The 25,342-nt window shown below is 30.5% G+C and carries 28 protein-coding genes; 19 read left to right on the forward strand and 9 right to left on the reverse strand.

What is annotated here, in order from left to right:
* Positions 1–18 precede the first annotated feature (18 nt).
* The 5 genes from lysX to IPK06_06680 are packed head-to-tail and all read left to right on the forward strand — an operon-like array spanning position 19 to position 4,494.
* Complete coding sequence (gene lysX, locus IPK06_06660) at positions 19–864, forward strand: lysine biosynthesis protein LysX (protein ID MBK7979675.1); 846 nt, start codon at positions 19–21, stop codon at positions 862–864.
* Between the two features lies 1 nt (position 865).
* The gene (locus IPK06_06665; GenBank protein MBK7979676.1) at positions 866–1,912 is read left to right on the forward strand and encodes an N-acetyl-gamma-glutamyl-phosphate reductase; all 1,047 of its coding nucleotides are present in this window, start codon (positions 866–868) and stop codon (positions 1,910–1,912) included.
* Between the two features lies 1 nt (position 1,913).
* Entirely contained in the window at positions 1,914–2,552 is a 639-nt protein-coding gene (locus IPK06_06670) for a class II glutamine amidotransferase (GenBank protein MBK7979677.1), read from the forward strand.
* On the forward strand, positions 2,552–3,343 hold the full coding sequence (locus tag IPK06_06675) for a [LysW]-aminoadipate kinase (protein MBK7979678.1): 792 nt from the start codon (positions 2,552–2,554) through the stop codon (positions 3,341–3,343). The genes IPK06_06670 and IPK06_06675 overlap by 1 nt, the downstream gene beginning before the upstream one ends.
* Complete coding sequence (locus tag IPK06_06680; GenBank protein ID MBK7979679.1) at positions 3,340–4,494, forward strand: acetylornithine/succinylornithine family transaminase; 1,155 nt, start codon at positions 3,340–3,342, stop codon at positions 4,492–4,494. Before IPK06_06675 ends, IPK06_06680 begins: the two co-directional genes overlap by 4 nt.
* A 5-nt stretch (positions 4,495–4,499) precedes the next feature.
* On the opposite strand, the gene IPK06_06685 is transcribed toward IPK06_06680, so the two are convergent.
* From IPK06_06685 to IPK06_06710, 6 genes are read right to left on the reverse strand one after another with little or no spacing between them, the layout of a single operon-like run.
* The gene (locus IPK06_06685) at positions 4,500–5,171 is read right to left on the reverse strand and encodes a glycosyltransferase family 2 protein (GenBank protein ID MBK7979680.1); all 672 of its coding nucleotides are present in this window, start codon (positions 5,169–5,171) and stop codon (positions 4,500–4,502) included.
* A complete protein-coding gene (locus tag IPK06_06690; GenBank protein ID MBK7979681.1) occupies positions 5,146–5,967 on the reverse strand; it encodes a TIGR00159 family protein in 822 nt (273 codons plus the stop codon). The genes IPK06_06685 and IPK06_06690 overlap by 26 nt, the downstream gene beginning before the upstream one ends.
* Positions 5,960–6,799: a dihydropteroate synthase gene (folP, locus tag IPK06_06695; protein MBK7979682.1), complete on the reverse strand. Its 840-nt coding sequence runs from the start codon at positions 6,797–6,799 to the stop codon at positions 5,960–5,962. Before folP ends, IPK06_06690 begins: the two co-directional genes overlap by 8 nt.
* Positions 6,799–7,971 (reverse strand): N-acetylglucosamine-6-phosphate deacetylase, encoded by a 1,173-nt coding sequence (gene nagA / locus IPK06_06700; GenBank protein MBK7979683.1) that lies wholly within the window; start codon positions 7,969–7,971, stop codon positions 6,799–6,801. Before nagA ends, folP begins: the two co-directional genes overlap by 1 nt.
* Positions 7,972–7,974: 3 nt before the next feature.
* On the reverse strand, positions 7,975–8,631 hold the full coding sequence (locus IPK06_06705; protein ID MBK7979684.1) for a ribulose-phosphate 3-epimerase: 657 nt from the start codon (positions 8,629–8,631) through the stop codon (positions 7,975–7,977).
* Positions 8,632–8,633: 2 nt separating this feature from the next.
* Positions 8,634–9,365 carry a PASTA domain-containing protein gene (locus tag IPK06_06710; protein MBK7979685.1) on the reverse strand — a complete coding sequence of 244 codons (732 nt, stop codon included), beginning with the start codon at positions 9,363–9,365 and terminating at the stop codon, positions 8,634–8,636.
* A gap of 128 nt (positions 9,366–9,493) precedes the next feature.
* Here IPK06_06710 and IPK06_06715 point away from each other — a divergent pair, with 128 nt between their 5' ends.
* From IPK06_06715 to ispE, 14 genes are all read left to right on the forward strand, one after another.
* A complete protein-coding gene (locus IPK06_06715; protein MBK7979686.1) occupies positions 9,494–10,996 on the forward strand; it encodes a peptide MFS transporter in 1,503 nt (500 codons plus the stop codon).
* Between the two features lie 16 nt (positions 10,997–11,012).
* The gene (nagB, locus tag IPK06_06720) at positions 11,013–11,777 is read left to right on the forward strand and encodes a glucosamine-6-phosphate deaminase (protein MBK7979687.1); all 765 of its coding nucleotides are present in this window, start codon (positions 11,013–11,015) and stop codon (positions 11,775–11,777) included.
* A 17-nt stretch (positions 11,778–11,794) separates the two neighbouring features.
* Positions 11,795–13,048, forward strand: a complete 1,254-nt coding sequence (locus tag IPK06_06725; protein MBK7979688.1) for a glucose-1-phosphate thymidylyltransferase — start codon at positions 11,795–11,797, stop codon at positions 13,046–13,048.
* Between the two features lie 18 nt (positions 13,049–13,066).
* The gene (locus IPK06_06730) at positions 13,067–14,686 is read left to right on the forward strand and encodes a DUF814 domain-containing protein (GenBank protein MBK7979689.1); all 1,620 of its coding nucleotides are present in this window, start codon (positions 13,067–13,069) and stop codon (positions 14,684–14,686) included.
* An 18-nt stretch (positions 14,687–14,704) separates the two neighbouring features.
* Entirely contained in the window at positions 14,705–15,202 is a 498-nt protein-coding gene (locus IPK06_06735) for a rhodanese-like domain-containing protein (protein ID MBK7979690.1), read from the forward strand.
* Entirely contained in the window at positions 15,195–15,641 is a 447-nt protein-coding gene (locus IPK06_06740; protein MBK7979691.1) for a DoxX family membrane protein, read from the forward strand. The genes IPK06_06735 and IPK06_06740 overlap by 8 nt, the downstream gene beginning before the upstream one ends.
* A 166-nt stretch (positions 15,642–15,807) precedes the next feature.
* A complete protein-coding gene (locus IPK06_06745; protein MBK7979692.1) occupies positions 15,808–16,746 on the forward strand; it encodes a glycosyltransferase family 9 protein in 939 nt (312 codons plus the stop codon).
* The gene (locus IPK06_06750; protein ID MBK7979693.1) at positions 16,712–17,188 is read left to right on the forward strand and encodes a hypothetical protein; all 477 of its coding nucleotides are present in this window, start codon (positions 16,712–16,714) and stop codon (positions 17,186–17,188) included. Before IPK06_06745 ends, IPK06_06750 begins: the two co-directional genes overlap by 35 nt.
* 41 nt (positions 17,189–17,229) lie before the next feature.
* Positions 17,230–17,604: a DUF393 domain-containing protein gene (locus tag IPK06_06755; protein MBK7979694.1), complete on the forward strand. Its 375-nt coding sequence runs from the start codon at positions 17,230–17,232 to the stop codon at positions 17,602–17,604.
* Entirely contained in the window at positions 17,586–17,981 is a 396-nt protein-coding gene (locus IPK06_06760) for a RidA family protein (GenBank protein ID MBK7979695.1), read from the forward strand. Before IPK06_06755 ends, IPK06_06760 begins: the two co-directional genes overlap by 19 nt.
* A gap of 15 nt (positions 17,982–17,996) precedes the next feature.
* Entirely contained in the window at positions 17,997–18,440 is a 444-nt protein-coding gene (locus IPK06_06765; GenBank protein MBK7979696.1) for a hypothetical protein, read from the forward strand.
* Positions 18,441–18,455: 15 nt separating this feature from the next.
* Complete coding sequence (locus tag IPK06_06770; GenBank protein ID MBK7979697.1) at positions 18,456–19,046, forward strand: hypothetical protein; 591 nt, start codon at positions 18,456–18,458, stop codon at positions 19,044–19,046.
* Positions 19,036–19,923 carry a homocysteine S-methyltransferase family protein gene (locus tag IPK06_06775; protein MBK7979698.1) on the forward strand — a complete coding sequence of 296 codons (888 nt, stop codon included), beginning with the start codon at positions 19,036–19,038 and terminating at the stop codon, positions 19,921–19,923. The genes IPK06_06770 and IPK06_06775 overlap by 11 nt, the downstream gene beginning before the upstream one ends.
* Positions 19,904–20,740, forward strand: coding sequence for a 4-(cytidine 5'-diphospho)-2-C-methyl-D-erythritol kinase (gene ispE / locus IPK06_06780; protein MBK7979699.1), 837 nt, complete (start codon positions 19,904–19,906; stop codon positions 20,738–20,740). The genes IPK06_06775 and ispE overlap by 20 nt, the downstream gene beginning before the upstream one ends.
* A 16-nt stretch (positions 20,741–20,756) precedes the next feature.
* On the opposite strand, the gene IPK06_06785 is transcribed toward ispE, so the two are convergent.
* From IPK06_06785 to IPK06_06795, 3 genes are read right to left on the reverse strand one after another with little or no spacing between them, the layout of a single operon-like run.
* Entirely contained in the window at positions 20,757–21,632 is an 876-nt protein-coding gene (locus IPK06_06785) for an EamA family transporter (protein MBK7979700.1), read from the reverse strand.
* Positions 21,633–23,921, reverse strand: a complete 2,289-nt coding sequence (locus tag IPK06_06790; protein ID MBK7979701.1) for a TonB-dependent receptor — start codon at positions 23,919–23,921, stop codon at positions 21,633–21,635.
* Between the two features lie 14 nt (positions 23,922–23,935).
* Positions 23,936–25,321: a HAMP domain-containing histidine kinase gene (locus tag IPK06_06795; GenBank protein ID MBK7979702.1), complete on the reverse strand. Its 1,386-nt coding sequence runs from the start codon at positions 25,319–25,321 to the stop codon at positions 23,936–23,938.
* Positions 25,322–25,342: the final 21 nt, after the last annotated feature.

The following is a 25,342-nucleotide window of genomic DNA, read 5'->3' on the forward strand; positions in this document are numbered from 1 at the left end:
CAAATAAAAGGACCCAAAATGGAAATTGGCTTTTTACATTCTGTTATGAGAAAAGACGAAAAACTTCTTCTCGATGAATTCAGCAAAAAGAGAAATGTTAATATTACAATGATTGATGATCGTGAATTAAAATTTGATCTTAAGAAAAATAAATTTCCGTTTGATGCCGTAATTGAAAGATCAATAAATCATTCAAGAGCTTTGCACGCGTTAAGATTATTTGAAAGCGCTGGTGTTAAATGTGTCAATACATTTAAAGTCGCATCAACCTGCGGTGATAAACTTTTAACTTCAGCAGCTTTACAAGACGCAGGCATTCCTCAGCCTGATGTTAAAATCGCTTTCACCGAAGAATCTGCAATCGCCGCTATTGAAGAAATGGGTTATCCCGTCGTTCTCAAACCGGCTGTTGGATCTTGGGGCAGATTGCTTTCTAAAATAAATGATAGAGACGCAGCCGAATCTATTTTGGAACACAAAACAGTTTTGGGCTCTTATCATCATTCAATATTTTATATTCAGAAATATGTTGAAAAAAGTGGTAGAGATATAAGAAGTTTTGTCGTTGGTGACGAATGCATAGCCGCAATTTACAGAACTTCCCCACATTGGATAACTAATACGGCGCGCGGAGGTGTAGCTTCAAAATGTGAAATGACAAATGAAATCGCGGAACTTTCGTTAAAAGCCGCTAAAGCCGTCGGCAGCGGTGTTGTAGCTTTGGATATATTTGAAACCGAAGAAGGATTTCAAATCAATGAAGTTAACTATACTATGGAATTTAAAAATAGTATTACTACAACAGGCGTAAATATTCCGGAGCATATTGTTAATTATGTTTTAAAAGTTGCCGAAGGTAAATAGCATGGATAAAATTAAAGTTTCGGTCGCGGGCGCTTCCGGTTACACCGGCGGCGAACTATTGCGTTTATTATTATTTCACCCAAATGTAGAAATTCAGCAAGTTACATCAGAAAGTAATTATGGCAAACAAATTTCAAAAGTTCATCCTAATTTAAGAGGACTTACAAATATAAAATTTACCGGACTTTCAGAACTCGAAAAATGTGATCTGTTGTTTCTTTGTTTACCGCATGGATCTTCAATGAAAAACATTGATAAATTTATTAGCGTTGGTAAAAAAATAATAGACTTATCCGGCGATTTTAGATTGAATGATAAAAGTGAATTTGAAAAATGGTATAAAGAAGAGCACGTTAAACCTGAATTGTTAGGTAAATTTGTTTATGGTATTCCTGAGCTTCACCGTGAAGAAATGAAGACTGCACAATATATTTCAAGCGCGGGATGCAATGCAACAACAACAATTTTAGCTCTTTATCCCCTTTTCAAAAATAATACTATTGATGAAAGTAAAACTGTAGTTGAAGTTAAAGTCGGTTCCAGTGAAGGCGGAAAAAAATCTTCCCCTTCATCACATCACCCGGAAAGAAGCGGTTCTTTAAGATCTTACAAACCAACAGGACATAGGCATGTAGCTGAAATGATTCAGGAATTGTCATTCGGTAAAAATATATCAATTCATTTTTCTGCTACTACAACTGATCAAGTTAGAGGAATTTTAGCTACAAGTCACGTTTTCTTAAAAGAGGATTTAGACGAAAAAGAAATTTGGAAAATTTACAGAAAGGAATATTCCAATGAGCATTTTGTACGAATTATAAAAGAAAAAGAAGGAAATTACAGATATCCTGAACCGAAACTTTTATATGGTACTAACTTTTGTGATATAGGATTTGAAAAAGATATCCATTCAAACCGTTTAGTTGTAATTAGCGCAATAGATAATTTAATGAAAGGCGCCGCGGGACAAGCACTGCAGGCATTCAATATTATGCATGGCTTTGATGAAAAATTAGGTTTGCAATTTCCGGGATTATTTCCAATTTAATATGTGCAGACTATTATTTGTTAAATCAGAACATGAATTTGAGATTGAATTTCACCTCAATAAATTTGCCGAAGTCTGTAAATTGAGCAAGGAATTCCAAGGTCATGGATGGGGTTGTGCGTATCTTGACAATGAAAACAATTGGCAATATTACAAAAACATAAATCCCATTTGGGAAGATGATTTTTCAAATTTTCCAAAGTCAATTCGATTGATTGTCCACGCCAGAAGCGCTTTTGAAGACAAAGATATTTTTATCGAAAACAATATGCCTTTCTATGACAATAATTTTATTTTCATTTTTAACGGTGAGCTTAGAGGAGTTAAAATAAATGCCGAAGGAAGAATTGGCGCTGAGAAGATTTTCAATTTTATTAAGAGATTCCACAACGATGATATGAAATCCGCGATGGAAAAGTCAATTAATATTATTGTAAATCGTTCAAAATATATACGTGCAATGAACATCATAATAATTGATAAAATAAACGGCTACGTGTCTTCCCTTTTTAATGAAGATCAAGATTATTTTCAAATGTCTTATAAAAAATTAAACGATGAATTAATTATTTGTTCGCAAAATTATATAGGCGAAGATAATTGGACTAAAATAAGTAATAAAAGTATAGAGGTATTTTAATGTACATTGTTAAGATAGGCGGCGGAAAAAATTTAAATTTGAAAGCGATTATTGCTGATCTAAAAAATCTAAATGATAAATTTATTATTATCCACGGAGCAAATGCGTTAAGAGATGAATTAGCCGAACAATTAAATAAACAAAAAAAAGTAATAACTTCAGCTTCAGGCTATGCGAGTGTGTTTACCGATGAAGATTCATTAGACATTATGATGATGGCGTATTCAGGATTAAAAAACAAACGAATTGTTGAACTCTGTCAGCAAAATGGAATAAACGCAGTTGGGCTTTCTGGAATTGACGGAAAAGTTATTCAAGGAAAAAGAAATAGCGGCATAAGAGTTAAAGAAAACGGTAAATTAAAAATTGTGCATGATTTTTCAGGCAAACCCAAATCAATAAATGTGAATTTATTAAATTTACTTTTAGATAACGGTTATACTCCTGTTTTATCGGTTCCTATTATTGATGAAAATAATTTTGCTATAAATTCCGAAAATGATGATATTGTTGCGGTACTGAAACGTGAACTTCAAGCGGATAAAATTATTCAGTTAATTGAAGCTCCAGGTTTCTTAGACGATCCGAAAGATTATAATTCGCTAATTGATTTTATTTCAAAAGACGAACTTGAAAGACGTGAAAATCAAGTTGAAGGAAGAATGAAAAGAAAAATTCTCGCGATACGAAAACTTTTTGAGAATGGCGATGCAACGGTTTTTATTGGTGATGGTAGGACTGAAACTCCAATTACAGATGTAATAAATGGCAAAGGAACAATAATAAAATGAGCAATTTCAAAGAATTAATTGACAAATATGAAGTAAATGTTTATCCCAAACGTGATGTTGTAATTGTAAAAGGAAAAGACGCAAAACTTTGGGATGAAAACGGGAAAACATATATAGACTGCGCAGCGGGAATTGGAGTTGCAACAATTGGACATTGCAATGAAAAAGTCGCATATGCAATTTCAGAACAAGCGCGAACGTTGATCACAAATCCCGCGATTTTTTACAACGACAAAAGAGCTCAAATTTTAGAGAAACTTGTTTCAATTTCTCCAAAAAGTTTAACAAAAGCATTTTTAACAAATTCAGGGACTGAAGCGATTGAAGCTGCCATAAAATTTGCGAGAGTTTCAACAGGAAAGACAGATTTTATTACTGCAATGAAAGGTTTTCACGGAAGAACATTGGGCGCTTTAAGCGGAACTTATAAATCCGAATATAGAGAACCATTTGAACCGCTCGTGCCGGGATTTAGTTTTGTACCGTTCAATAATTTGGAAAAATTGGAAAGCGCGATTACAGATAAAACCGCGGGAATTATTTTGGAAGTTGTTCAAGGTGAAGGCGGAATAAATATTGGTTCTAAAGATTATTTTGAGGGCGTTAGAAAAATTTGTGATGAAAAAAATATTTTAATGATAATTGATGAAATTCAAACCGGTTTCTGCAGAACCGGCAAAATGTTCGCTTGTGAACATTTCGAAATTCAGCCTGATATTATGACCGTCGCAAAAGCAATTGCCGGAGGTTTTCCAATGGGCGCAGCTTTATGTTCGGAAAAAGTAAATATTTCGGTTGGAAAACATGGAACTACATTTGGAGGTAATCCATTAGCTTCAGCAGCTTCACTTGCAGCAATTGAATTTATGCTCGAAAATAATTTGGCTGGTCAAGCAAATGAAAAAGGAAATTATTTTGTTTCAAAAATTGATTTGGAAAATTTATCTAAGGTTAGATCGGTTAGGAATCTTGGTTTAATGATAGGAATTGAATTGAAAGAAAAAGTTCAGCCTTATATTATAGATCTTATGAATAAAGGAGTTTTGGCAATGCCTGCTGGAACAACGGTTTTACGTTTACTTCCGCCCGCAGTAATAAGTCATGAGGAATTAGATAAAGTAGCAGAGATATTGAACGAAATGCTTAAGTAATAAAATTAACTTTTGAACAATACTTTTAGAAATCCAAGAATTGTTGGAATTGCTTTCATTTTAGAATCATCGTTTCCGTATATTGTGGGAATTTCAAAATAACCGATTGTATAATTTTTTTTGCAGCATTTTACTATCATTTCGCTTTCCGCTTCAAATCCTGAAAAAGTTGGAAGAATTTCTTTTAATATTTCTGTTTTAAAACCTCTAAATCCTGATTGACTGTCTAAAATATTTTTACCGGTTTTTATACTTAATAATTTCGAAGTTAAATAATTACTCATTCTTCTGTGAAAAGGCATTTCAGATTTAAGTATATTTCTTTTTCCAATAACCATATCAAATTTTATTAACCCATTTAATAGATTAGGTATGTACTTGGGATCATGCTGTAAATCCGCGTCAAGTGTTATTGTATAGAAATTATTTTGTTCTATACTTTTGATAAATCCGGTTTTTAGAGCTTCTCCTTTTCCTAAATTTTTTTCATGTGAAATTAAAAATATATTTCCGTTTTCAGGAATTTCTGAATTCCAAGAATCGGTAGATCCATCGTTTACAATAATTATTGAATCTACAAATTTCGAAGTTTCTGAAATTATTTTTTTTAGTGTGTTTTTTTCGTTATAGAAAGGAATAATTGCACAGCAATTATTTTTGTTTTTTGAAATATTCAAATATGTTCTTAATTCCTCTATCCTTTGATAAAACCATACTCTTTATGATTTGATTCTTCAAACCTTCTTTAGATAACCCAGAAATAAGTTTCCCTTTATCCGCAACGGAAATTCCGCCTGTCTCTTCAGAAACAATGATACTGATTACATCTGCTGTTTCAGTTATACCAATACCGGCTCTGTGCCGCATTCCTAAAATTCTACCGTCGATTGATGTTCTTTCCGTTAATGGCAGTGTACATCTTGCGGCTTCAATAATGTTATTGTTAACAATCACCGCACCATCGTGCAAAGGACTTCTCGGGAAAAAAATAGAACGCAGCATGTTTTTATTTAATTTCGCGTTCAATATTTCCCCGCTTTCAATAACGCTTCTCAAGCCGGTTGATTTTAGATAAACAATTAAAGCTCCGTGCTGATGCTGCGCGAGTTCAAAAGCGGCTTCAGTAATAATATCTGCTGCTGAATTTATTTCGTCATTCTTTACAAAAATATTAAATAGCGGATTTTTACCAAGAATTACCAAAAGTCTTCTGATTTCAGGTTGGAATAAAACAATAAAAGCTATTACCCAAATATCAGTTATTAAATTTAATAACCAACCTAAAGCTCTGAAATTTACTGCTTGAGCAACAAACGAAAGGAATAAAATAATAACCAATCCAATAAATATTTGCGCGGCAATTGTACCTCTGATCTTTTTGTAGAGTTTATAAATAATAAACGTAACAAGAAGAATATCTATAAGATCAACGAGTGTGAAGGGTAAAAAACCTATTTTAAATATTTCAAACATTCAATAGTTCAGGTTCTGTAATAAAATTAAATATTTTTTTTAATTCAACCGTATTTTTAACATTGTGTGTTCTAATAATTTTTGCACCTTTTAATGCCGCTATGGTTTCACTAATTATCGTAGAATTATCTCTTTCCGTAACATCAATATTTAATGATTTACCAAGAAAAGATTTTTTAGATAATCCAATTAAAAGAGGTTTACTCAATTTCTTAAAATTATCAAGTTTATTTAGAATTTGGAAATTATCTTTTACCCTTTTTCCAAATCCAATTCCCGGATCAACAATTATTTTTTGAATTCCTTGTTCGAACAATTCGATAATTTTCAATTCAAAAAAATCATAAAGTTCTTTAACAACGTCATGGTAATTGGGATTGACCTGCATATTCTTTGGTGTTCCTTTCATATGCATTAGTACATAAGTCAATTTATTATTTTTTACGATTTCAAAAATATTATTATCAAACATTCCGGCGCTGATATCATTAACAATTTCAATTCCAAATTCCAATGACCGCTCAATTATTTTAGATTTGAAAGAATCGATGGAAATTATAATTTGTTTATCAATTTTCCTAATGTCTCTTAAAACAGGAATAACTCTGTTAAATTCTTCTTCTGCGGAAATAATATCTGATCCTGGTCGTGTGGATTCACCACCAATGTCAATAATATCAGCTCCTGAATCAATCATTTTTAATGCGTGATCAACAGCTGAATTTTTATCTGAAAACTTACCTCCATCTGAAAATGAATCAGGTGTTACATTTAAAATTCCCATTACCAAAGGAACTTTTGAATTTAGTAATTGATTATAAAAATCACCCATTAAAATTTCACATTTTCAGAAATATATCTTATTTCACCATTCATAATTGTCATTTCAACATTAAGATCTTTATCCAAAACAACAAAATCCGCGGGTTTTCCACTGGATATAATTCCGCTGTCCAATTTGATAACTTTAGCGGGATTAACAGTTGCCATTCTAACTGCTTCAGGCAATTTTGCTCCGGTAGTATCACAAATATTTTTAATTGCTCTATTTAATGTAAGTGTACTTCCCGCAATTGTTCCGTCTTCCATTACAGCTTTATTACCGGACAGAGTAACGCTCTGATCGGAAAATTGGGTCTTTTCGCCTTCGTGCATTCCTCCTACTCGAATAGAATCGGTAATTAAAATTATTCCTTTTGAAGTTTTTGATTTCAACAGAAATTCCATAGTTGCAGGATGGACATGATAAGTATCGGCAATTAATTGAACTTTAAGTTCATCCCTTAAAAGCGCCGCAATTGCAACTCCGGGATTTCGATGATTTATTGGTTTCATGGCGTTGAACATATGTGTTATATGTGCTGCACCGTGATCAATTGCAAGATCAACTTGTTCATAAGTCGCTGTAGAATGACCAATTGAACAAACAACACCGTTAAAAGACGCTTCTCTAATTACATCCAAAGCTCCGTCCAATTCCGGTGAAATTGTCATCATTTTCATTAAGCCTAAAGACGCTTCCCACATTTCTTTAAAAGATTCAATGGATGGTTTCCATAAATAATTTTCATTCATCGCTCCTTTTAATTCGGGATTCAAATACGGACCTTCCATATGAATTCCGACAATGTTTGTTTTTGGATTTGATTTAATATATTTAGCAACTCTATTTAAATCATCCAGAACAGCTTTTTTCGGTTTTGCGTGAAGACTAGCAAGAATTGATGTTGAACCTTTTGTTATAAAATATTCACTGATTTTTTTTATGCTTTCGTCAGACTCATCGGAAAAACCGTAACCGCCGGCTCCGCCATGAACGAGAAGATCAATAAATCCGGGGAAAATATATTTTCCGCTTACATCGTAAGCTTTTATTCCTGCAGGAATTTGAGATTTTGATTCAGGACCAACTTGATAAAACATTCCGTTTTTGGTTGTAATTGTTCCCTTTTTTAATATTCTAAACGGTGTCACAATATCCGCACCGATAAATGCTAATTCCATAATTTAATCCATTATTAAGTTCTTTAATTCAACAGTTGATTCGGTAATATTTTCATTTTTAAATACAGCGGTTCCTGCAACAATAACATTGCAACCTGCGTCTTTAACTTTTTTAATATTTTCCTTTGTAATTCCGCCATCAACTTCTATTAAAAAATTATAATTTTTTGACTTTTTAATTCTATTAAGATTAACAATTTTATCCAAAGTATAATCAATAAAAAATTGACCTCCAAAACCGGGATTGACCGACATAATTAAAACCAAATCCACAATTGGCAAAACCGGCAATAACATTTCAATTGGCGTTGCAGGATTGACAGCAACACCTGCTTTTACGTCAAACTCCTTAATAAGCTGAATGGTTCTGTCCAAATGTTCATTATTTTCTTGATGGATAGTTAAAATATTTGCACCAGCTTCTGCAAATTCTTTAATAAGATTTTGAGGATTATTAATCATTAAGTGCACATCAAGAGGAATTTTAGTCAATTTTTTTACCGCTGAAATTACAATTGGTCCAAATGTAAAATTCGGAACGAAATGTCCGTCCATCACATCGCAATGAATAAAATCTGCATTGCCTAATTCAACGGCTCTTATTTGATTGGATAATTTTGTAAAATCTGCAGCAAGTATTGAAGGTGCTAATAATGCCATTTTTAATCTTGACTTTTAGTTATAAACAAATCTATTGAGTCCCCAACAGCAACTAAAGTATTTTTACTAGGAAATTGTGAAATTACAGTATTTGGAAGTAAGTTTTTTGATACTTCATAAGTAATTGTTCCAACCGAAAGCGAATTTGTCTCAAGTGTTGAAGTTGCTTCTTTATACGACATTCCCAAAATATCTGGAACTCGGACCATCCCAATATTTGGACCAACACTTACAAATAATTTTATTTTTGATCCATTCGATAAATTTAAACCCGAAATTGGAAATTGTTCTACAACCGTATTAATGGAAAATTCAGAATTAACTTGCTCAACTTCTGAAATTTCAAAACCAAGTCTTTGTAAAGTTATTTGTGCATCTCTAACAGATTTTCCTACGAGATCAGGCATAACTTTAAGAGGATTGCCGCTGCTGATATGAAGATGAATTGTTCTATTTTTTTTAACTAAACTTCCGGCTTCCGGTTTCTGAAAAATTACGTGGTCTTTTGGTATTTTCTCACTATATCTTGGACCTTCAAATGCGGCAACTAAACCATTGTCATCCAATATTTCGGCAGCTTCTTCCTGCGATAATCCGATTACATCAGGGACTTCTATTTCATCTCCTTCAACATATAAAGGCATAATTATAACATCAAAAATAAAGGCTAAAATTGCAATAAAAGATGCGGCAATTGCAAATATGGTTAATATTTTCTTATACGATTCTTTCATAAATTCAAATATATCAAATGGCTTTTTTTATAACAACTTATAATTTTTTATTCTAATTAAAATATTGTAATTTTACTATTATTAGGCTATTTAAGTAGAAATCATCAATTATAAGACAAGAGGTTTGCGTGTTTAAAAATCATCCCAAAGGACTTGCTGTACTCTTTTTTACGGAAATGTGGGAAAGATTTGGATTTTATACAATGATCGCAATTTTTGTGTATTATCTTCAAGAAAATTTTAAATGGGACCAAGCAACTGTAACAAATATTTATGGAATTTTCATGGCAGGAGTATATTTTACTCCAATTTTGGGCGGCTGGATTGCCGATAATGTTTTAGGTTATGGTAAAACAATTATATTTGGCGCAATTGTAATGGGTATCGGCTACGCAATAATGGCAATACCTACCGATAATTCTTATTTAGTATTTGCCGGTTTGTTTGTTATTGCAATTGGCAATGGTATGTTTAAGGCAAATATTTCTGTTTTGGTTGGAAACTTGTACGGTCATTCTGAAATTTCTTTAAAGGATGCCGGATATAATATTTTTTATATGGGAATAAATGTGGGAGCATTTTATGCTCCATTTGCCGCAGCCGGAATAAAAAGTTTTTTAATGAATAATTTTGGCGCAACATTAGCCCAAGGTTATAATGCCGGATTTGGAATTGCATCAATTGGAATGATCTTTTCACTAATAATATTTACAGCTTTTAGAAAATATTATCAACAAGCCGATTACCAATCAAAAAAAGAAGTAAAAGTAGAAAAAGATGTTGTTTTAACTAAGCAGCAGGAAAAAGAAAGAATAATCGCTTTGTTAACAGTTTTCGGAATAGTAATATTTTTCTGGATGGCATTTCATCAAAACGGCGCCGCATTATCTTTATTTGCAAGAGATTATACTCACCAGTTTGTTGGGAAATTCACATATTTACTTTTTGATGTTGTTAGTCTGCATGCAATACTTTTTGCGATTTTCGGTTTAGCTGCTTTGTTGAAAAAATCTAATTCTTCTAAAATAAAATCTTTTGGCGGAATATTTACATTAGCTGGATTATCCCTACTCATATATAAAATCTCATCTTTACCAGAATCAGGAAAAATTTCACCAGAACAGTTTCAAGCATTTAATCCAATGTTTATAGTTTTAATTACACCAATAATTATAAATTATTTTTCAAAATTAAATAAAAAAGGTAAAGAACCGTCTTCTCCCGCAAAAATTGGAATTGGAATGTTAATTACGGCAATAGCCTACGTAATTATGATTATTGCGTCTCTGGGTTTAGCACCGGTTTATACGTTAAATGGTTCCACATCCGCTATTACAGTCAGTCCTTTTTATTTAATAGGTACTTATTTTACGCTTACAATTGCTGAACTGCATTTAAGTCCAATGGGACTTTCGTTTGTATCAAAAGTTGCCCCGCCAAAAATGAAGGGACTTTTAATGGGCGGCTGGTTTGGAGCTACAGCGACAGGAAATTATTTAGCCGGTTTTGTTGGAAGGTTTTATCAGGAATGGGAATTGTGGCAATTTTTCCTAATTTTAATTGTTTGTGCGGCATTAGCTTCATTAATGGTTGTTTTTACGTTGAAAAAATTAAAAAGTGCAACATCATAAATTTTAAGGAATATATATGTTAGTTATTATTAAAAATGATTATGAATCATTAAGTCAAGAAGCCGCAAAAGTTATTGCGGATCGTTTAAAGAAAAAGCCGAATTTAGTAATTGGTTTGGCAACCGGGAGCACACCTTTGGGTTTGTATAAAGAATTAATAAGACTGCACAAATACGAAGGATTGGATTTTTCTAAAGTTGTAACTTTTAACTTAGACGAATATATCGGTCTTCCGCCATCGCATGATCAAAGTTATCATTATTTTATGCAGAAGAATTTCTTTTCGGAAATTAATTTGGATCCAAGGTTTATTCATGTTCCGCAAGGAATGGCGAACGATATAAAATTATTTTGCAATTGGTATGAGGACAGAATAAAAAGTTTCGGCGGAATTGATATTCAAGTATTAGGAATTGGCGCAAACGGACATATAGCATTTAATGAACCCGGTTCATCATTAGGTTCAAGGACAAGGATTAAAACATTAACTCCAACCACAAGAGACGATAATAAAAGATTTTTTGAAAAAGGCGAAGATGTTCCGAAATACGCGATAACAATGGGAGTAGGAACAATTATGGATGCAAAGGAATTACTGCTTGTCGCTTCAGGTGAAGGGAAAGCCGAAGCAATAAAAGCTGCTGTGGAAGGACCGATTACTGCTATGTGCCCTGCTTCAATAATCCAAATGCACAAAGAAGCTTTTGTAATTATTGATAAATCCGCATCTTCTCAATTAAAAGGTAATTATGTCGATACTTGGGAATCACTTATTCTCTAATAAATAAAAGGTTAACTTTGAAAAGTTTATGCATATTTGAAGATGAAGAATATAAACAACTTCAGCCGTTGACTTTAATCAGGCCTTCTTACCATTTGAAATGCGGGATTTTATCTTTACACAGAAAGATTAGAAGAAATTATCCGAATGTAAGAGTAGAGCTTAATACTCGCGGTTATCTAAGCAATTTAATAAAGCAAAATCATCCGGCAGAAATTGTAAATCATGTGATGTCCGATATGATGCTTTTTCTTAACGGAAGAATTCTTACTGACGATACTTTGGTAAATCAAATACCGTTCGAAGGTAAAGACGAATTATTTATTTCGAATAACAATTTTATCGGAGCTCGTGTAAGCGGTAAAAATTTGGAAAAAATAAGCAATTCGTTAAAAGATGTTCTATCTAAAAATGATTTCCCGAACTTACCTGTTAAAGAAGTCGATGTAACAATAATAAATTATCCTTGGGATTTGATTACTTACAATCATCAAGAGCTTATTAAAGATTATAAAAAATTAACTAGTGAACAGGAAAATTTCATTAAAGAATTTCCAGGAGTGTATTTACTCAATAAGAAAGATATTTTCTTGGGTAAAAATGTGGTTATAAAACCGGGAGCAATTTTAGATGCGGAAGATGGACCCATTTTTATTGGAGATAACGTTACAATTATGCATAATGCTTCTATTCAAGGACCAGTTTTTATTGGTGAAGAATCAATTGTTAAAATGAGCGCAACAATATACCATAATACCAGCGTTGGGAAAGTGAGTAAAATAGGCGGAGAAATTGAAAATACGATTATTCACAGTTATTCCAATAAACAGCATAATGGATTTTTAGGAAATTCATATTTGGGTTCATGGGTAAATCTTGGAGCCGGAACAACCAACAGCGATTTAAAGAATAATTACGGAACTATAAAAGTTCTTATTAACAATCAATTGATTGACAGCGGTAAGCAGTTTATTGGTTTAACTATGGGCGATCATTCAAAAGCGGCAATTAATACATCATTTAATACCGGAGCGGTAGTTGGTGTTTCAAGCAATATTTTCGGCGGAACTTTTCCACCAAGATATATTCCTTCATTCAGCTGGGGCGGATCGGAAGCATTGACAACTTATGATATAGATAGAAGTATAGAAGTTGCCGAAAGAGTTATGCAAAGAAGAAATGTTGAACTGACCGAAATAGATAAAGAATTATTTAGAACAGTATTTAAATTAACCGAGAAAGAACGAAGAGATAAAGGATTCCCTAAATAAGTAAGAAACTTACGCTTAATGTATAGAAATTATTTTTATTTACTAAGGTCCGTCAACGATATTTCTCCTGAATTGATTGGAGCCAGAATTACGGATGTTTACTCCCAGGAAAAAGATAAACTTTTCTTAAAAATTCCTAGTAATGAATTCCCGAACAGACATTTAATAATTGATACAAATCCTCATTCAACATCAATATTTTTAAAAGATGTTCATTTCAAAGCAAAGAAAAATTTTATGCAGTTTTTTGATAATGCTCTTAATAAAAAAGTGCATAATGTTGAAATTGCAGAAAACGACAGAATAGTAAAGTTTAATTTGGGCGAGACTTTTATTCTGTTTTCAATTAAAGGTAATAAGACAAATATTTTTTATTCTGAAAATTTAAATGAAGTACAAAGTTTTAAAAAATCAAATAATGATGATATAAATAAAGATTTAAAACAAATTTTCTTTAGCGGTTCAAATCATCCTAGCATACTTAACCGGGACAATGCAATCAGTGATTTAAATGAATTGAAAAAATTATTTCCGATGCTCTCCAACGAAATAAAAATTGAAATTGATTTCAGAATTTCTGAAAACGAAAATTCAATTTGGAATATTTTTCAAAATATTGTTAGAGAATTTTTGAACGAAGATATTAGAGTTGGTTTTAGCATAGATCTTCAAAAAATGATGTTCTTCCCTTCTACATTTAAAACAATAATTACTGAAGATAATTATAAAGATTTTTCAAATTTTAATGATGCTTTGCAATATTATTCTGCTTCATTCTATAGATTAAACGCAAAATCAAATTTTAAAAATGAATTAGAGAAATATTTCGATACAGAAATTTCAAATCTCTCGGCAAAATTAAATAATTTAAAAATCCGGATTGAAAATGGTTCAAACGAAAGCCTATATTATTCATATGGAAATACATTATTGTCAAATATGGATTCACTTAAAAAAGGCATGAAAGAAATAATTCTAAAATCAAATGAAGAAACTGATGAACTTAAGATAAAACTTGATCCGAAATTAAATCCGAACGAAAATATCAATAAATACTTTGAAAAAGCTAAAGATGAAAAAATAAATTTTAACAAATCTGTAGAATTATTTGAATCCGCAAAACAAAAATATAATACACTTTTAACGGAATATGATTATTTTAAAAATGCCGATACGATTGATAAAATTGAATATTTATATAATAAACTAATTACAAAAAAAGAAAATATTATTAAGATGGATTCCGGAGAAAAATTTAAATATTGGCTTTACTTGATAGACGATAAATATTCTGTTTACATAGGAAGAGACAGTAAAAGCAATGATTACCTTTCTGTTAAATTCGCGAAACAAAATGATTATTGGTTTCACGCTAGAGGTTTACCGGGTTCGCACGTTGTGCTTAGAGTTGAAAATTTGAAAGAAGTTATGCCAAAGGAAATAATTAAAAAAACAGCTTCGCTTGCCGCGTATTACAGTAAGGCAAAAACTGCCGGCACCGCACCGGTTTCATATACTTTCGCTAAATTTGTGCATAAGAAAAAAGGAATGGAGCCTGGAAAAGTTTTACTTCAAAAAGAATATACGATTTTGGTTAAACCTGAAATTCCGCAAAATTGTGTTTTAGTTAACGAATAATTTAATTAACATTATTTTATGCTAAAAAACATAAACATAAAAGCAGTACTCGGGATTCTACTTCTCTCAATTTTCATGGGAATTTTTTATAATTCATTTTCGTCAGACGGAATAGATTTTATAAGAAATGAAGTAATAATAAATTATGTGAAACTTGGTGAAAATATTACGGAAAATAATCTTAGAGGAATCGATTTAGCGCAGACCATTAAACTGTTTAATGAAAAATCCGCGTTATTCATAGACGCAAGAGACCAATGGGATTTTAAAAAAAATCATATTACGGGAGCAATAAATATTCCGGAATTCAGCTTTTCAAGCAACGATCCAAAATTATCAAACATTTCAAAAGATCAACTTATCATTGTTTACTGCAGCGGTGATGACTGCGATATAAGTAAACGTTTGGCTGTGCAAATGTCGGAAATCGGCTACAATAATCTTTACGTTTTTGTTGGTGGAATAACAGCTTGGACTGAAGCCGAACTTCCAACAATCAAGGGTAAAGATGAATAAGCAAAAGACCATAAATTATATAATTGCAATCACAAGGTTATATCTTGCGGTTTATTTTATTTTAAGCGGATTGGGCAAAATTAATAATTTAGAGTACTTTGCAAATTCAATAGAATATTACAGACTCTTCCCGCTTGTATTAATAAATATTTTAGCAATAACAATTCCTTGGATTGAATTAATTTCCGGATCACTTTTGCTGCTCGGCGTTTTTGTAAAAGAAAATTCTATTATTATTGCCACTCTCCTATTTTTATTTACGATTGCTGTTTTTTCTGCGGTTATCAGAAATTTAAATATCGATTGCGGATGCCACGGAACAGTCGACGGTCAAAAAGTTGGTTTGTTAAAAATTATTGAAAATGTTTTTTTATTTATTTTAGCTTTGGTCAGCATTAAATTTCCTTCTCAAGTTATGAGATTCGTAAAGTATTTCTAAATCATACAGCGAAATAATTTTGAACTACCTAAAGAAATATCTAAAAATAATAACCACCAAAGTCATAACTAATCTAGTTTCAAAAAAAAAATCAAACAAAAAAATATCATTAAATGAAAATTCTAATGTTTTAATAATTATCTTAAAAAACAAATCTGAATCTCTTATGATTACTCCGCTTCCTCAATTAATTTATGAAAACACAAAAGCGAATATTTCTGTTTTAGCAAACGAGAATAATGAAATAATATTTAAAAATAATCCATATGTAAATTCTATCATTGTTTGCGAAAAGGATTTCAGCAAGCAAATATTTCAATCATTTTTATTAAGAAAAAATAAATTTGATGTATTGATAAATTGCAGTGAAAATATTAACGAAACTGAAATTTTATTTTCTTCTTTGGTAAGTTCAAAATATAAGATAGGATTCAATAATATCAGTGATAAAACATTCAGTCATATTGTTGATAAACTAAATATCATTTCAAATCATTATGTTGATAGAATTCTTCAATTGTGCGAAGTATTTGAATTCACTGTTGATAAATCACGATTAAACATTTTATACAAAACTAATAAAGTACACGACGAAGATATTGGCAGATATATTTTGTCGCAATTCAGTTATACCAAACTTTTAGCAATTATTAATATTTCAGGTGAAGTAAACAATACTTTTTGGGGAATAGACAATTATAAAAAATTGATAAAATATCTAAAAAATTATGAAGTAAATATTATAGTTGCGTTTGAGCAGAACAATATCGAGGAAGCGGAAAAAATTTCCGATGGCAAAGAAAATATTTTCTTAACAAACGAATTCGATAAATATGCGTCACTAATTTCAAAATCCAATTTTGTTTTTACGGTCGATTCCTTTACACTGCAGTTAGCGGCTTCTTACAAAAAACGCGTTTTCTGCCTTTTTCCAAAACAAAAAAGTAACGAACTGATTAGAGTTCCATATATTTCCGATTTTGATTTTGTAACAAGTGAAAAAGACGATTTAAGCAATTTGCATTATGGAAAAGTTTTAAATAGTTTTATTCCCTATTTTGATTTTGTCTATGAAGATTTTCAACTGCATAAATATAAAAATTAACGGTAAGTCGTTAAGAAATATTTTTATTATTATAGTTTTTATTTTCGCGTTTAATTTTTGCGGAAATAAAATACTTGAACCTGAATTTGATCCGATTAAAGTAAATGTAAGAATGGAAGTTCAAGTCTTGGATTCAACTTATCATTTATATAAAAGACCTTTCACACAGATATATTTTACAACCTATAAACTTACATCTAATAATAAAAAAGTTGATTTTAGTCAATCAGATACTACTTCTTGTCCAAACGGCTGGGGAGTAAAATTACTAAAATTCACACTTAATAATATGGATGAAAAAATAATATTAGCCGCGTCAAATGAAAATTACAATGGAGTAAACTACAGAGAAATTGAAATAAATTACGATGAATTGGAATTCAGAATTGATTCATTAAAAAACGTTAATATTACCAAAACTTTTGCAATTTATTATAAATGAATTATTGGTTATGTTGTGATAAATAATTTTAATTTATAGTTATGGATAAAATAATTTTGTTCGACGGCGTATGTTCGCTTTGTAATTCTTCTGTCAATTTTCTAAAGAAAAATATCAATTCAAATGAATACAATTACATTCCGTCAAATTCTTTAACCGGAAAAAATCTTGTTGAAAAATATGAATTGGGAAATATTCCGGATCATACAATTGTTTTATTAAAAAATGACAAAAAATATATTAAGTCCACCGCAATTCTTGAGCTAATTTCCGACTTGCCTAAAATTTACAAATTATTAAAAATTATCAAAATTGTGCCGGTATCCATAAGAGATTTTTGTTATGATATTATTTCAAAACATAGATATAAATTATTTGGAAAGAAGGATAATCAATCATGCAGTCTGATCGAATAAATATTTCATCGAATGCTGTTTGGGAAGATATTGTCGGATATTCCAGAGCTGTTAAAGTTGGTCCGCACATTTACATTTCCGGAACAACTGCGTTAAATGAAAATGGAAATTTAATTGGAATTAACGATCCTTACCTTCAAACAATTCAAACAATAAAAAATATTGAGCTTGCTCTAAATAAATTTGGCGCCGCTTTAGAAAATATTGTACGAACAAGAATCTACGTTAAAAATATTTCCGATTGGCAAATTATAGGTGAAGCCCATGGCGAATATTTTAGAAATATAAAACCGGCAACATCTATGGTAGAAATTAAAAATTTAATTATGCCTGAAATGCTTGTTGAGATTGAAGCGGACGCAGTTTATTTTGAATGAAATTTGTGAGGAATTATGAAATCGATTTTAACTGTTTTTCTTTTTTTATTATTAAATTTTCTTTTGCTATCTTCATGCAGAGAAGATAATAATAATAATTTTTTAGATTCACTAATTGATATTGACCTTCCGGAATATGATAATATTCCCGTAATTGCGAATGTTGAGAATAGTTTTGTCTATACTTTGAACGCTAATAAATTTACTTACAATTTTGCTGAATTTGTTGATTTCAATTCCGATTCAATTGTTATTTCTCTTACGGCTACAAAAATTAGTTCATCGAAAAGTTTTTTCACAATTTTTGATGATCAAAACGAGGAAATATTTACAACAGATTTAAATACAAACAAAGTTTTGGTAAAAGATAATATCGGCGGGAAAATTCCTTCATACATAAGAGTTAAATTAGAAGATTTTACTGGCATTTTAAATATTGCCGTCGCGGTTAAAAAATAAAAGACTGGAAATAATTTGAAATTATCGGAATATGAAAATAACATAATAAACGACAAATTATTTTTAAAGGCAAAGATCAAAATTATTGAAAAGATGCAGCTTCACTTTGAAGAAGTAAGAAAGGAAATTCAAAATAAAATAACTTCATCTAATTTTAATTTTCATAAAGATATTGATATTACTTACGGTAAAATATTTAAAGGAGAAAATTATCTTCAACTTCCCTACGTAGTTTTGGATTATCCAAAATTATTTTCTCAAGATAAAATATTTAATTTTAGAACAATGTTTTGGTGGGGAAATTTCTTTAGTTCAACTCTTCATTTAGATGGAATTTTTCTCGATAAATATTATCCGTTTATTTTAAATAATTACAATAAATTTCAAAAACGGAAAGTTTTTTTTTCAATTTCAGATTCACCTTGGGATTATCATTTTAGCCGATCAAACTATATTCTTTTTAATAATAACAATTTAGTAAAATTTACCAAAAGAGATTTCGTTAAAATCAGCTGCAAATTTGAATTAAATAAATATGATGAACTTCCCAATTTAGTTTCCGAATATTTTTCATTTTTGCTTAGTGTACTTTCAAATGAAATGTAATAATATTAGTGAGAAATTTTCAAATCTTAATAAGCCGTTATTACTTGACGGCGCTGTCGGCAGTTTACTTCAGCAGTTGGGATATAAATCCGATAAGTATTTGTGGACAAGTTATTTGAATTTCAAATTGCCGAATAAAGTTAAAGAAATTCATCAAGAGTATATTCAATCCGGCGCCGATATTATTACAGCAAATACATTTAGAACAAATCCGGTTTCCTTAAAAAAATCAAACCCGGAATTCAGTCAGGAAAAAGCAATTGAGATAAGTCTAAATATTGCAAAAGATGCCAGACAAGATCATGATATTTTAATTGCGGGTTCAAATCCTCCGGCTGAAGACAGTTATCAATTAAAAAGAACAATAACAGAAAAAGATCTCAAAGAAAATCATGAATTGCATATTGATTTACTTTATAAATACGGCGCCGATTTAATACTTAATGAAACACAAAGTCATTTTGATGAAATTAAAATAATTTGTCAACATTGTTCAAAAAATAATATACCTTTTATAATAAGTATCTTGGTAACAGAAGATCTAAAAATATTAAGCGGCGAAAATCTAATTGAAGTAATAAATTTCGTTGAACATTATAATCCTTTGTTAATTAGTTTGAATTGCATTTCCCCGAAAGTATTTCGAAATTTTATAAATTCAAAATTTATAATTAACAATTGGGGTTTTTACTTGAACTGCGGAAGCGGAGATTATAATGATTCTGACATTACTTGCGGTGTTTCGCCCAAAGAATATTTGGAAATTGTAAAATCATCTTTAAGTTTACAACCAAAATTAATTGGAGCATGCTGCGGCTCAACTCCAGCACATATAAAAATTTTAAGAGAATATATTGATGGAAAAATTAGTACTTAATTCACCTGCAAAAATTAATATAGGTTTGAATATAACAAAAAAACGAGCTGACGGTTATCACGATTTAAAAACATTTTTTTATCCAATATATGATCTTTGCGATATATTAACTTTTGAGCATTCAAAAAATTTTATATTTGATTCAAATAACATTGATTTGGTTAAAGATCCCTCAAATCTTATTCTAAGGGCAGTTACCGAAATAGAAAAAATTATAAATAGAAAAATAAGTGTAAAAATATTCTTAGAAAAAATTATTCCAATAGGAGCCGGAATGGGCGGCGGAAGTTCAAACGCGGCTTCTACTTTAATGGGATTAAATGAAATGTTTGATTTAAAGATCAGTTCGGAGAAATTAAAAACAGCGGCATTAAATTTAGGCTCGGATGTTCCTTTTTTTATAGATTCAAAACCGTCTGTCGGTTCATCGCGCGGTGAAATTTTAGAATTAAGCAAAATGTATTTAGAATTCCCGATTTTAATTGTAAATCCCGGAATTCATATATCAACAAAAGAAGCTTTTTTAAATATTATTCCTAAATCACCAAATTTTAATTATGAATATTTTTTAAAAAACGAAGAGCCGGATTTTACATTCTTAAAAAATAATTTGCAAAATGATTTTGAGACTTATGTGTTTTCGAAATATTCTGAAATTAAGGCGATTAAGGAAATTCTTTATAAAAACGGCGCGGTTTTTTCTTTAATGAGCGGAAGCGGTTCAACTGTTTATGGAATTTTTAATGATTTAAAAGAAGCGGAATACGTTTGTGAACTTTTACCAAAGAAATATTTTAAGTTTGTTTCAAATCCTTAATGAATTTGTTACAACTTTAACTTAAAATATAAGCGCCGACAAGAATCAGAATAATTGCAATTCCCTTTTGAAGCAATTTTTTTTCTTTAAATATTTTTCCACCCAACATTGATGCTATAAATACCGAAGTTCTTTTTACCGTAAGCACCAACGCGACCGGAGCAATTTTTACGGCTTCAATTTGTGTATAACGGTAACCAATTGTCAGAAAAGCAATTAATAATATCCAAAGGAAATTGCTTTTGTCTACTTTCTTAAAAATGATGATAGGATCATTTTTTCTAAGTAAAATTATAAATGTAAAATTTATGGCAAGAAATATCTGCTGAAAAACAACGAAATTGAACGGAGATAACTTAAGATCAACAACTATGAGTTTGTCAATTACAGATGATACAGATAATAAAATTAAAGCATAAAAAATATATTTATGATATTGAGTTTTTACTAAAGTCTTAATTGGATCAAGAAATTTATCTTTTGACTTCAGCTCTAAAATATATGTACCGACTAAAAATATTAGCATCCCAAGAAATTCTAATTCTGTAATTTTTTCACCTAGAATAATGAAAGAAAGCAGTGTAACTATTACCGGAGTTAAAGTCATTAATGGCAGCGCGCTGCTTATTTCCAAATTTTTAATTGCAAGCATAATATTTAGAAAAGCAATTGATCCTATAATTGTTTTCAAATATAGAACAACCAAACCGACAGCAGTAATTTTGGAAAAATCCATTGATGGGAAAAGTGCTAGCGCAATTAACAAGTTAAAAATTGAAAGCAAGAATGAAAATTCAAGCGCTGAAAAATTGAACAGTACTTTTTTTTGAAAAATAGCCGCAAATGCCGAGAATAGCGCAGAGACTAAGGCGATATAAAACCAAGTTTCCATTTATCTGAATTCTATATTTATTTTTGCGAACAGATTTCTTCCGGGTTCAATTAAATTAACTCCTCTGAATGTTGATAAGTGATTTCTATAAGCTTTATCAAATATGTTATCAACTCCAATAATTAATTGAAAATATGTCTTTAAAATATAATACTGATCTGAATTTAATCTTAAATCAAAAGTTGTATAGCCGCCCGTTCTCTTTTCATCAAAAGATATTTTATTTTGATCAGAAACAATCCTCATTGATAAATCGAATATTATTTCATCGATAAATTTATAATTTACGCCTAGATTTAAGGTCAAAGGCGGAATTTGCGGTAAGTATGAATCTTCAGTCTTATCTTTACCAATAACATATGAAGCGGTGGCGTACAGATAATTATTTTTATAGAAAATATATTCACTGCTAAAATCAAAACCATATAGTTCGGCTTTCCCTACATTATCTTTTTTGTACAAACTATCTGGTGCGACTTCTTTGTCAATAACCAAATTTGAAAGTTCATTCAAAAATGTATTTAACCTAAAATGAAAATCATCATTCCAAACTCTAAATCCCGCATCTAATGATATTCCCTTTTCCGGTTTTAAATTAGGATTGCCGAAATATTTAATGCCTCCCAAATCAATATATTGATAACGTTCCTCAAGCGAAGGTGATCTGAAAGTATAAGCAGAGTTAAATGTAAAATCCCAATTATGCATTACTTTATAAAGCAGTCCCAAACTTCCGCTGAATGAATTATTCTTTTCATCATAAGCAGAATAAGATGCGTCATTGTTTCTGGTGTTTGTATTAGTAACGCCATTATTAATTACATATAACGGATTTTTGGTTTCTTCATTTGAAATTTTTATTAAATCATATCTTCCGCCTAATGAAAGAGCTAGATCATTTTCAAATAAATAAATTTCATCACTTGCAAAAAATCCAAGATTTGCGAATTTTGAATCTGGAACAGGTTTATCAACAGTAATTATATTTGCTTTTTTATTTGTTGTAGTTCTAATTCCTTCGTATTTTCTCTGCCAATAATCTATTCCAGTTATTAAATTATTATTATCAGTAATTAGCCAATTGTTTTGAATACTCAATCCATCCATTGAATGCTGAGCATTTGGATTTGATACGGCATTTGCGTTTGGTCTTACTTCCACATTTCTATCAATTTTTTGATGATAATATTTAAGCTGTGTTCTTAAGGAATAATTTGACAAATTATAGAAATTTACTTCTCCGCTGTAAAGTTCTCTTTTAGCATAAATATATTTTGCCGTTGCGGTTTCGGGAAAAGGATCACCGCCCGGCAAACCAACATCGTATGCCGAATATTTACTATAAGTTAAATCAACTTCAACATTATGAATTGGCATGAGTTTAAGTTTTCCGTTTAAGCTTTCGTCCTGAAAGGAGCTGTTTTCCATAGTACCGTTTGGAGTTCTAACGTTATCTGCGTCTCTATATAATCCGCTGATTAAAAATGACCAATATTGTCCACCCGTATTTAAACTAAGGCTGTTGTTAAAATTTTTATTTGCTGAATTATAAGACGTACTTAATCTTGGATTAATGAAAAAATTATTACCGTATTTAGGTTCTTTGCTTTTAATATTTATAATACCGCCGGTTGCCCCGCTTCCGTACAAAGATGAGATTCCGCCTTTTACAATTTCTATATTTTCAGTATTGTTAAGATCAATTAACGATAATCCGGCAGATAAATTTGTTGACGTTTCAATTCTATTTCCATCGATCATATAAACAAGATTTTGCTTACTTAATCCTCTTATATTGATTGTTGTTGCCCAAGGAGCGTCTGTAATTAAATTTATTCCGGCATTTTTACTTACTAAATCCGAGATAGTAAGAGCGTTGCTAGTTTCAATTTTTGTTTGAGAAGTGTATTCAATCGGGATAATTGATTCCTTTAGCAATTTATCATTCTTTGAACTGCTTACAACTACTTCACCAATGTTAAGATCATTTGGTTCCAAAGAAATATTCAATTCAATATCCTTAAATGAATTTACTTCTATTTTCTTTGTAAGGTTTTTAAATCCGATGTGTGAAAATTGGATTGCATAGTTACCGAGTTTATCTATTTCAAATTCATAATATCCATTTTTATTAGAAATTTTATGACTATCATTTTCAAGTAAATATATATTTACGTTTTCAATAAACTTATTAAAAGCTTTTATATTACCATAAATTTTAATAGTTTGAGCATTAAATGTATTAAAGGATATAAAGATTGCTAGCATTAGTTTGAAAGTAGTTTTCATATAATTTATCTTTTTTATGATTCTTGAATTATTGGAAATTTAACTATAACGCTTGTACCCGGGAATTCATTATTCCCGATTTTTGAAGGACTTAAAATACTAATTGTTCCGTTCAATATTTCAACAATTTCTTTTACTAAAGAAAGACCTAAACCGCTTCCTTCTATGTATTTGCTTGGTAAATTTGTAGCTCTGTAAAACTGCTGGAATATTTTATCAATTTCATTTTTAGGAATACCGATGCCGCTATCTGAAATATCAATTTTAATAAATTTATTTTCTTCATAAAGATCTATATTAACCTTTTGATTTTCTTTGGAATATTTTATCGCATTACCGATAATATTAGATAAAACCAATTCAATCATAACGGGATCACTGTCAATCTCATGTTTTTCATTTCTAAAATCGTTTACTTTTAATTCAATATGTTTGCTGATTAATAAATCGCTCTTTTGTGATAAAACGAGCTTTAATATCTGCATTAGGTCAATTTTTACGTATGAGATATCATTCAATAATTTTAATTTCGAAATTCGTAATATATTATTTATCAGTTTTAGCGCTTCATCTGTTCTGTTTACCGTCCGCTTAAGTTTTCGTTTCATTTGGTCATTTACTTCGCCCACGTAACCATTTATTATTAACTCAATGATTGATTGAGCGGCAACTATCGGGCTTTTAATTTCATGAACAACCGCCATAATGTATTTTTGTTTTGCTTCTTCGGCATTATTTAATTCTTCAAGAGTTTCCTTCAATTGCTGTTCACGTTTATATAGTTTTTTCGCAATTCTGCTTGTAATTCCTATTGTTGTATAAATTATAAAGATAAATATGCCAAGAGAAAATATTATAAATTTTACGTTATGAACATTTTCGCAAATGTAAATTTCACTAATATGATGATGAATAATATTTCCGAAATACTCTAACGCAACAATTGACGAAAATGTAGTAACCAGCAAAGTAGCCATTATAAACATTACATGAATTGGAAGAATTAAACTTCCTATTATCATGTGAAATATGTAAAGCATATAAATTGGTGTTTCAATGGTTCCTGTAAAATAAACCAAAAGCGTAAGGGCAATTAAATCAAAAATCATTTGAAGCAGTGAATAGTGCAGCACATTAAATTTGCCGGGCGTGCTTTTTATTTTGTTTCTGAATAAGAATAAAATAGTATTGTAAATGGCAATACTAATAGAAATTGCAGTAAACCAATTCTTTTGATTTGCAGAAAAAGTTAATCCGAAAATTTGCTGGGCAATAAAGTACAAAAATATTAACATTATTACAGCGCCAAATCGAAGCTGAATAAACCAAACATTCCTGGATTTAATTGATTTCCAGTATTCCTCGTAATTATATGCCCATTTAGGTACTAGTTTAAACATAGTTTTATTTAACCAGACTCA

It is taken from the genome of Ignavibacteriota bacterium (assembly GCA_016713565.1).
Lineage (GTDB): Bacteria > Bacteroidota > Ignavibacteria > Ignavibacteriales > Melioribacteraceae.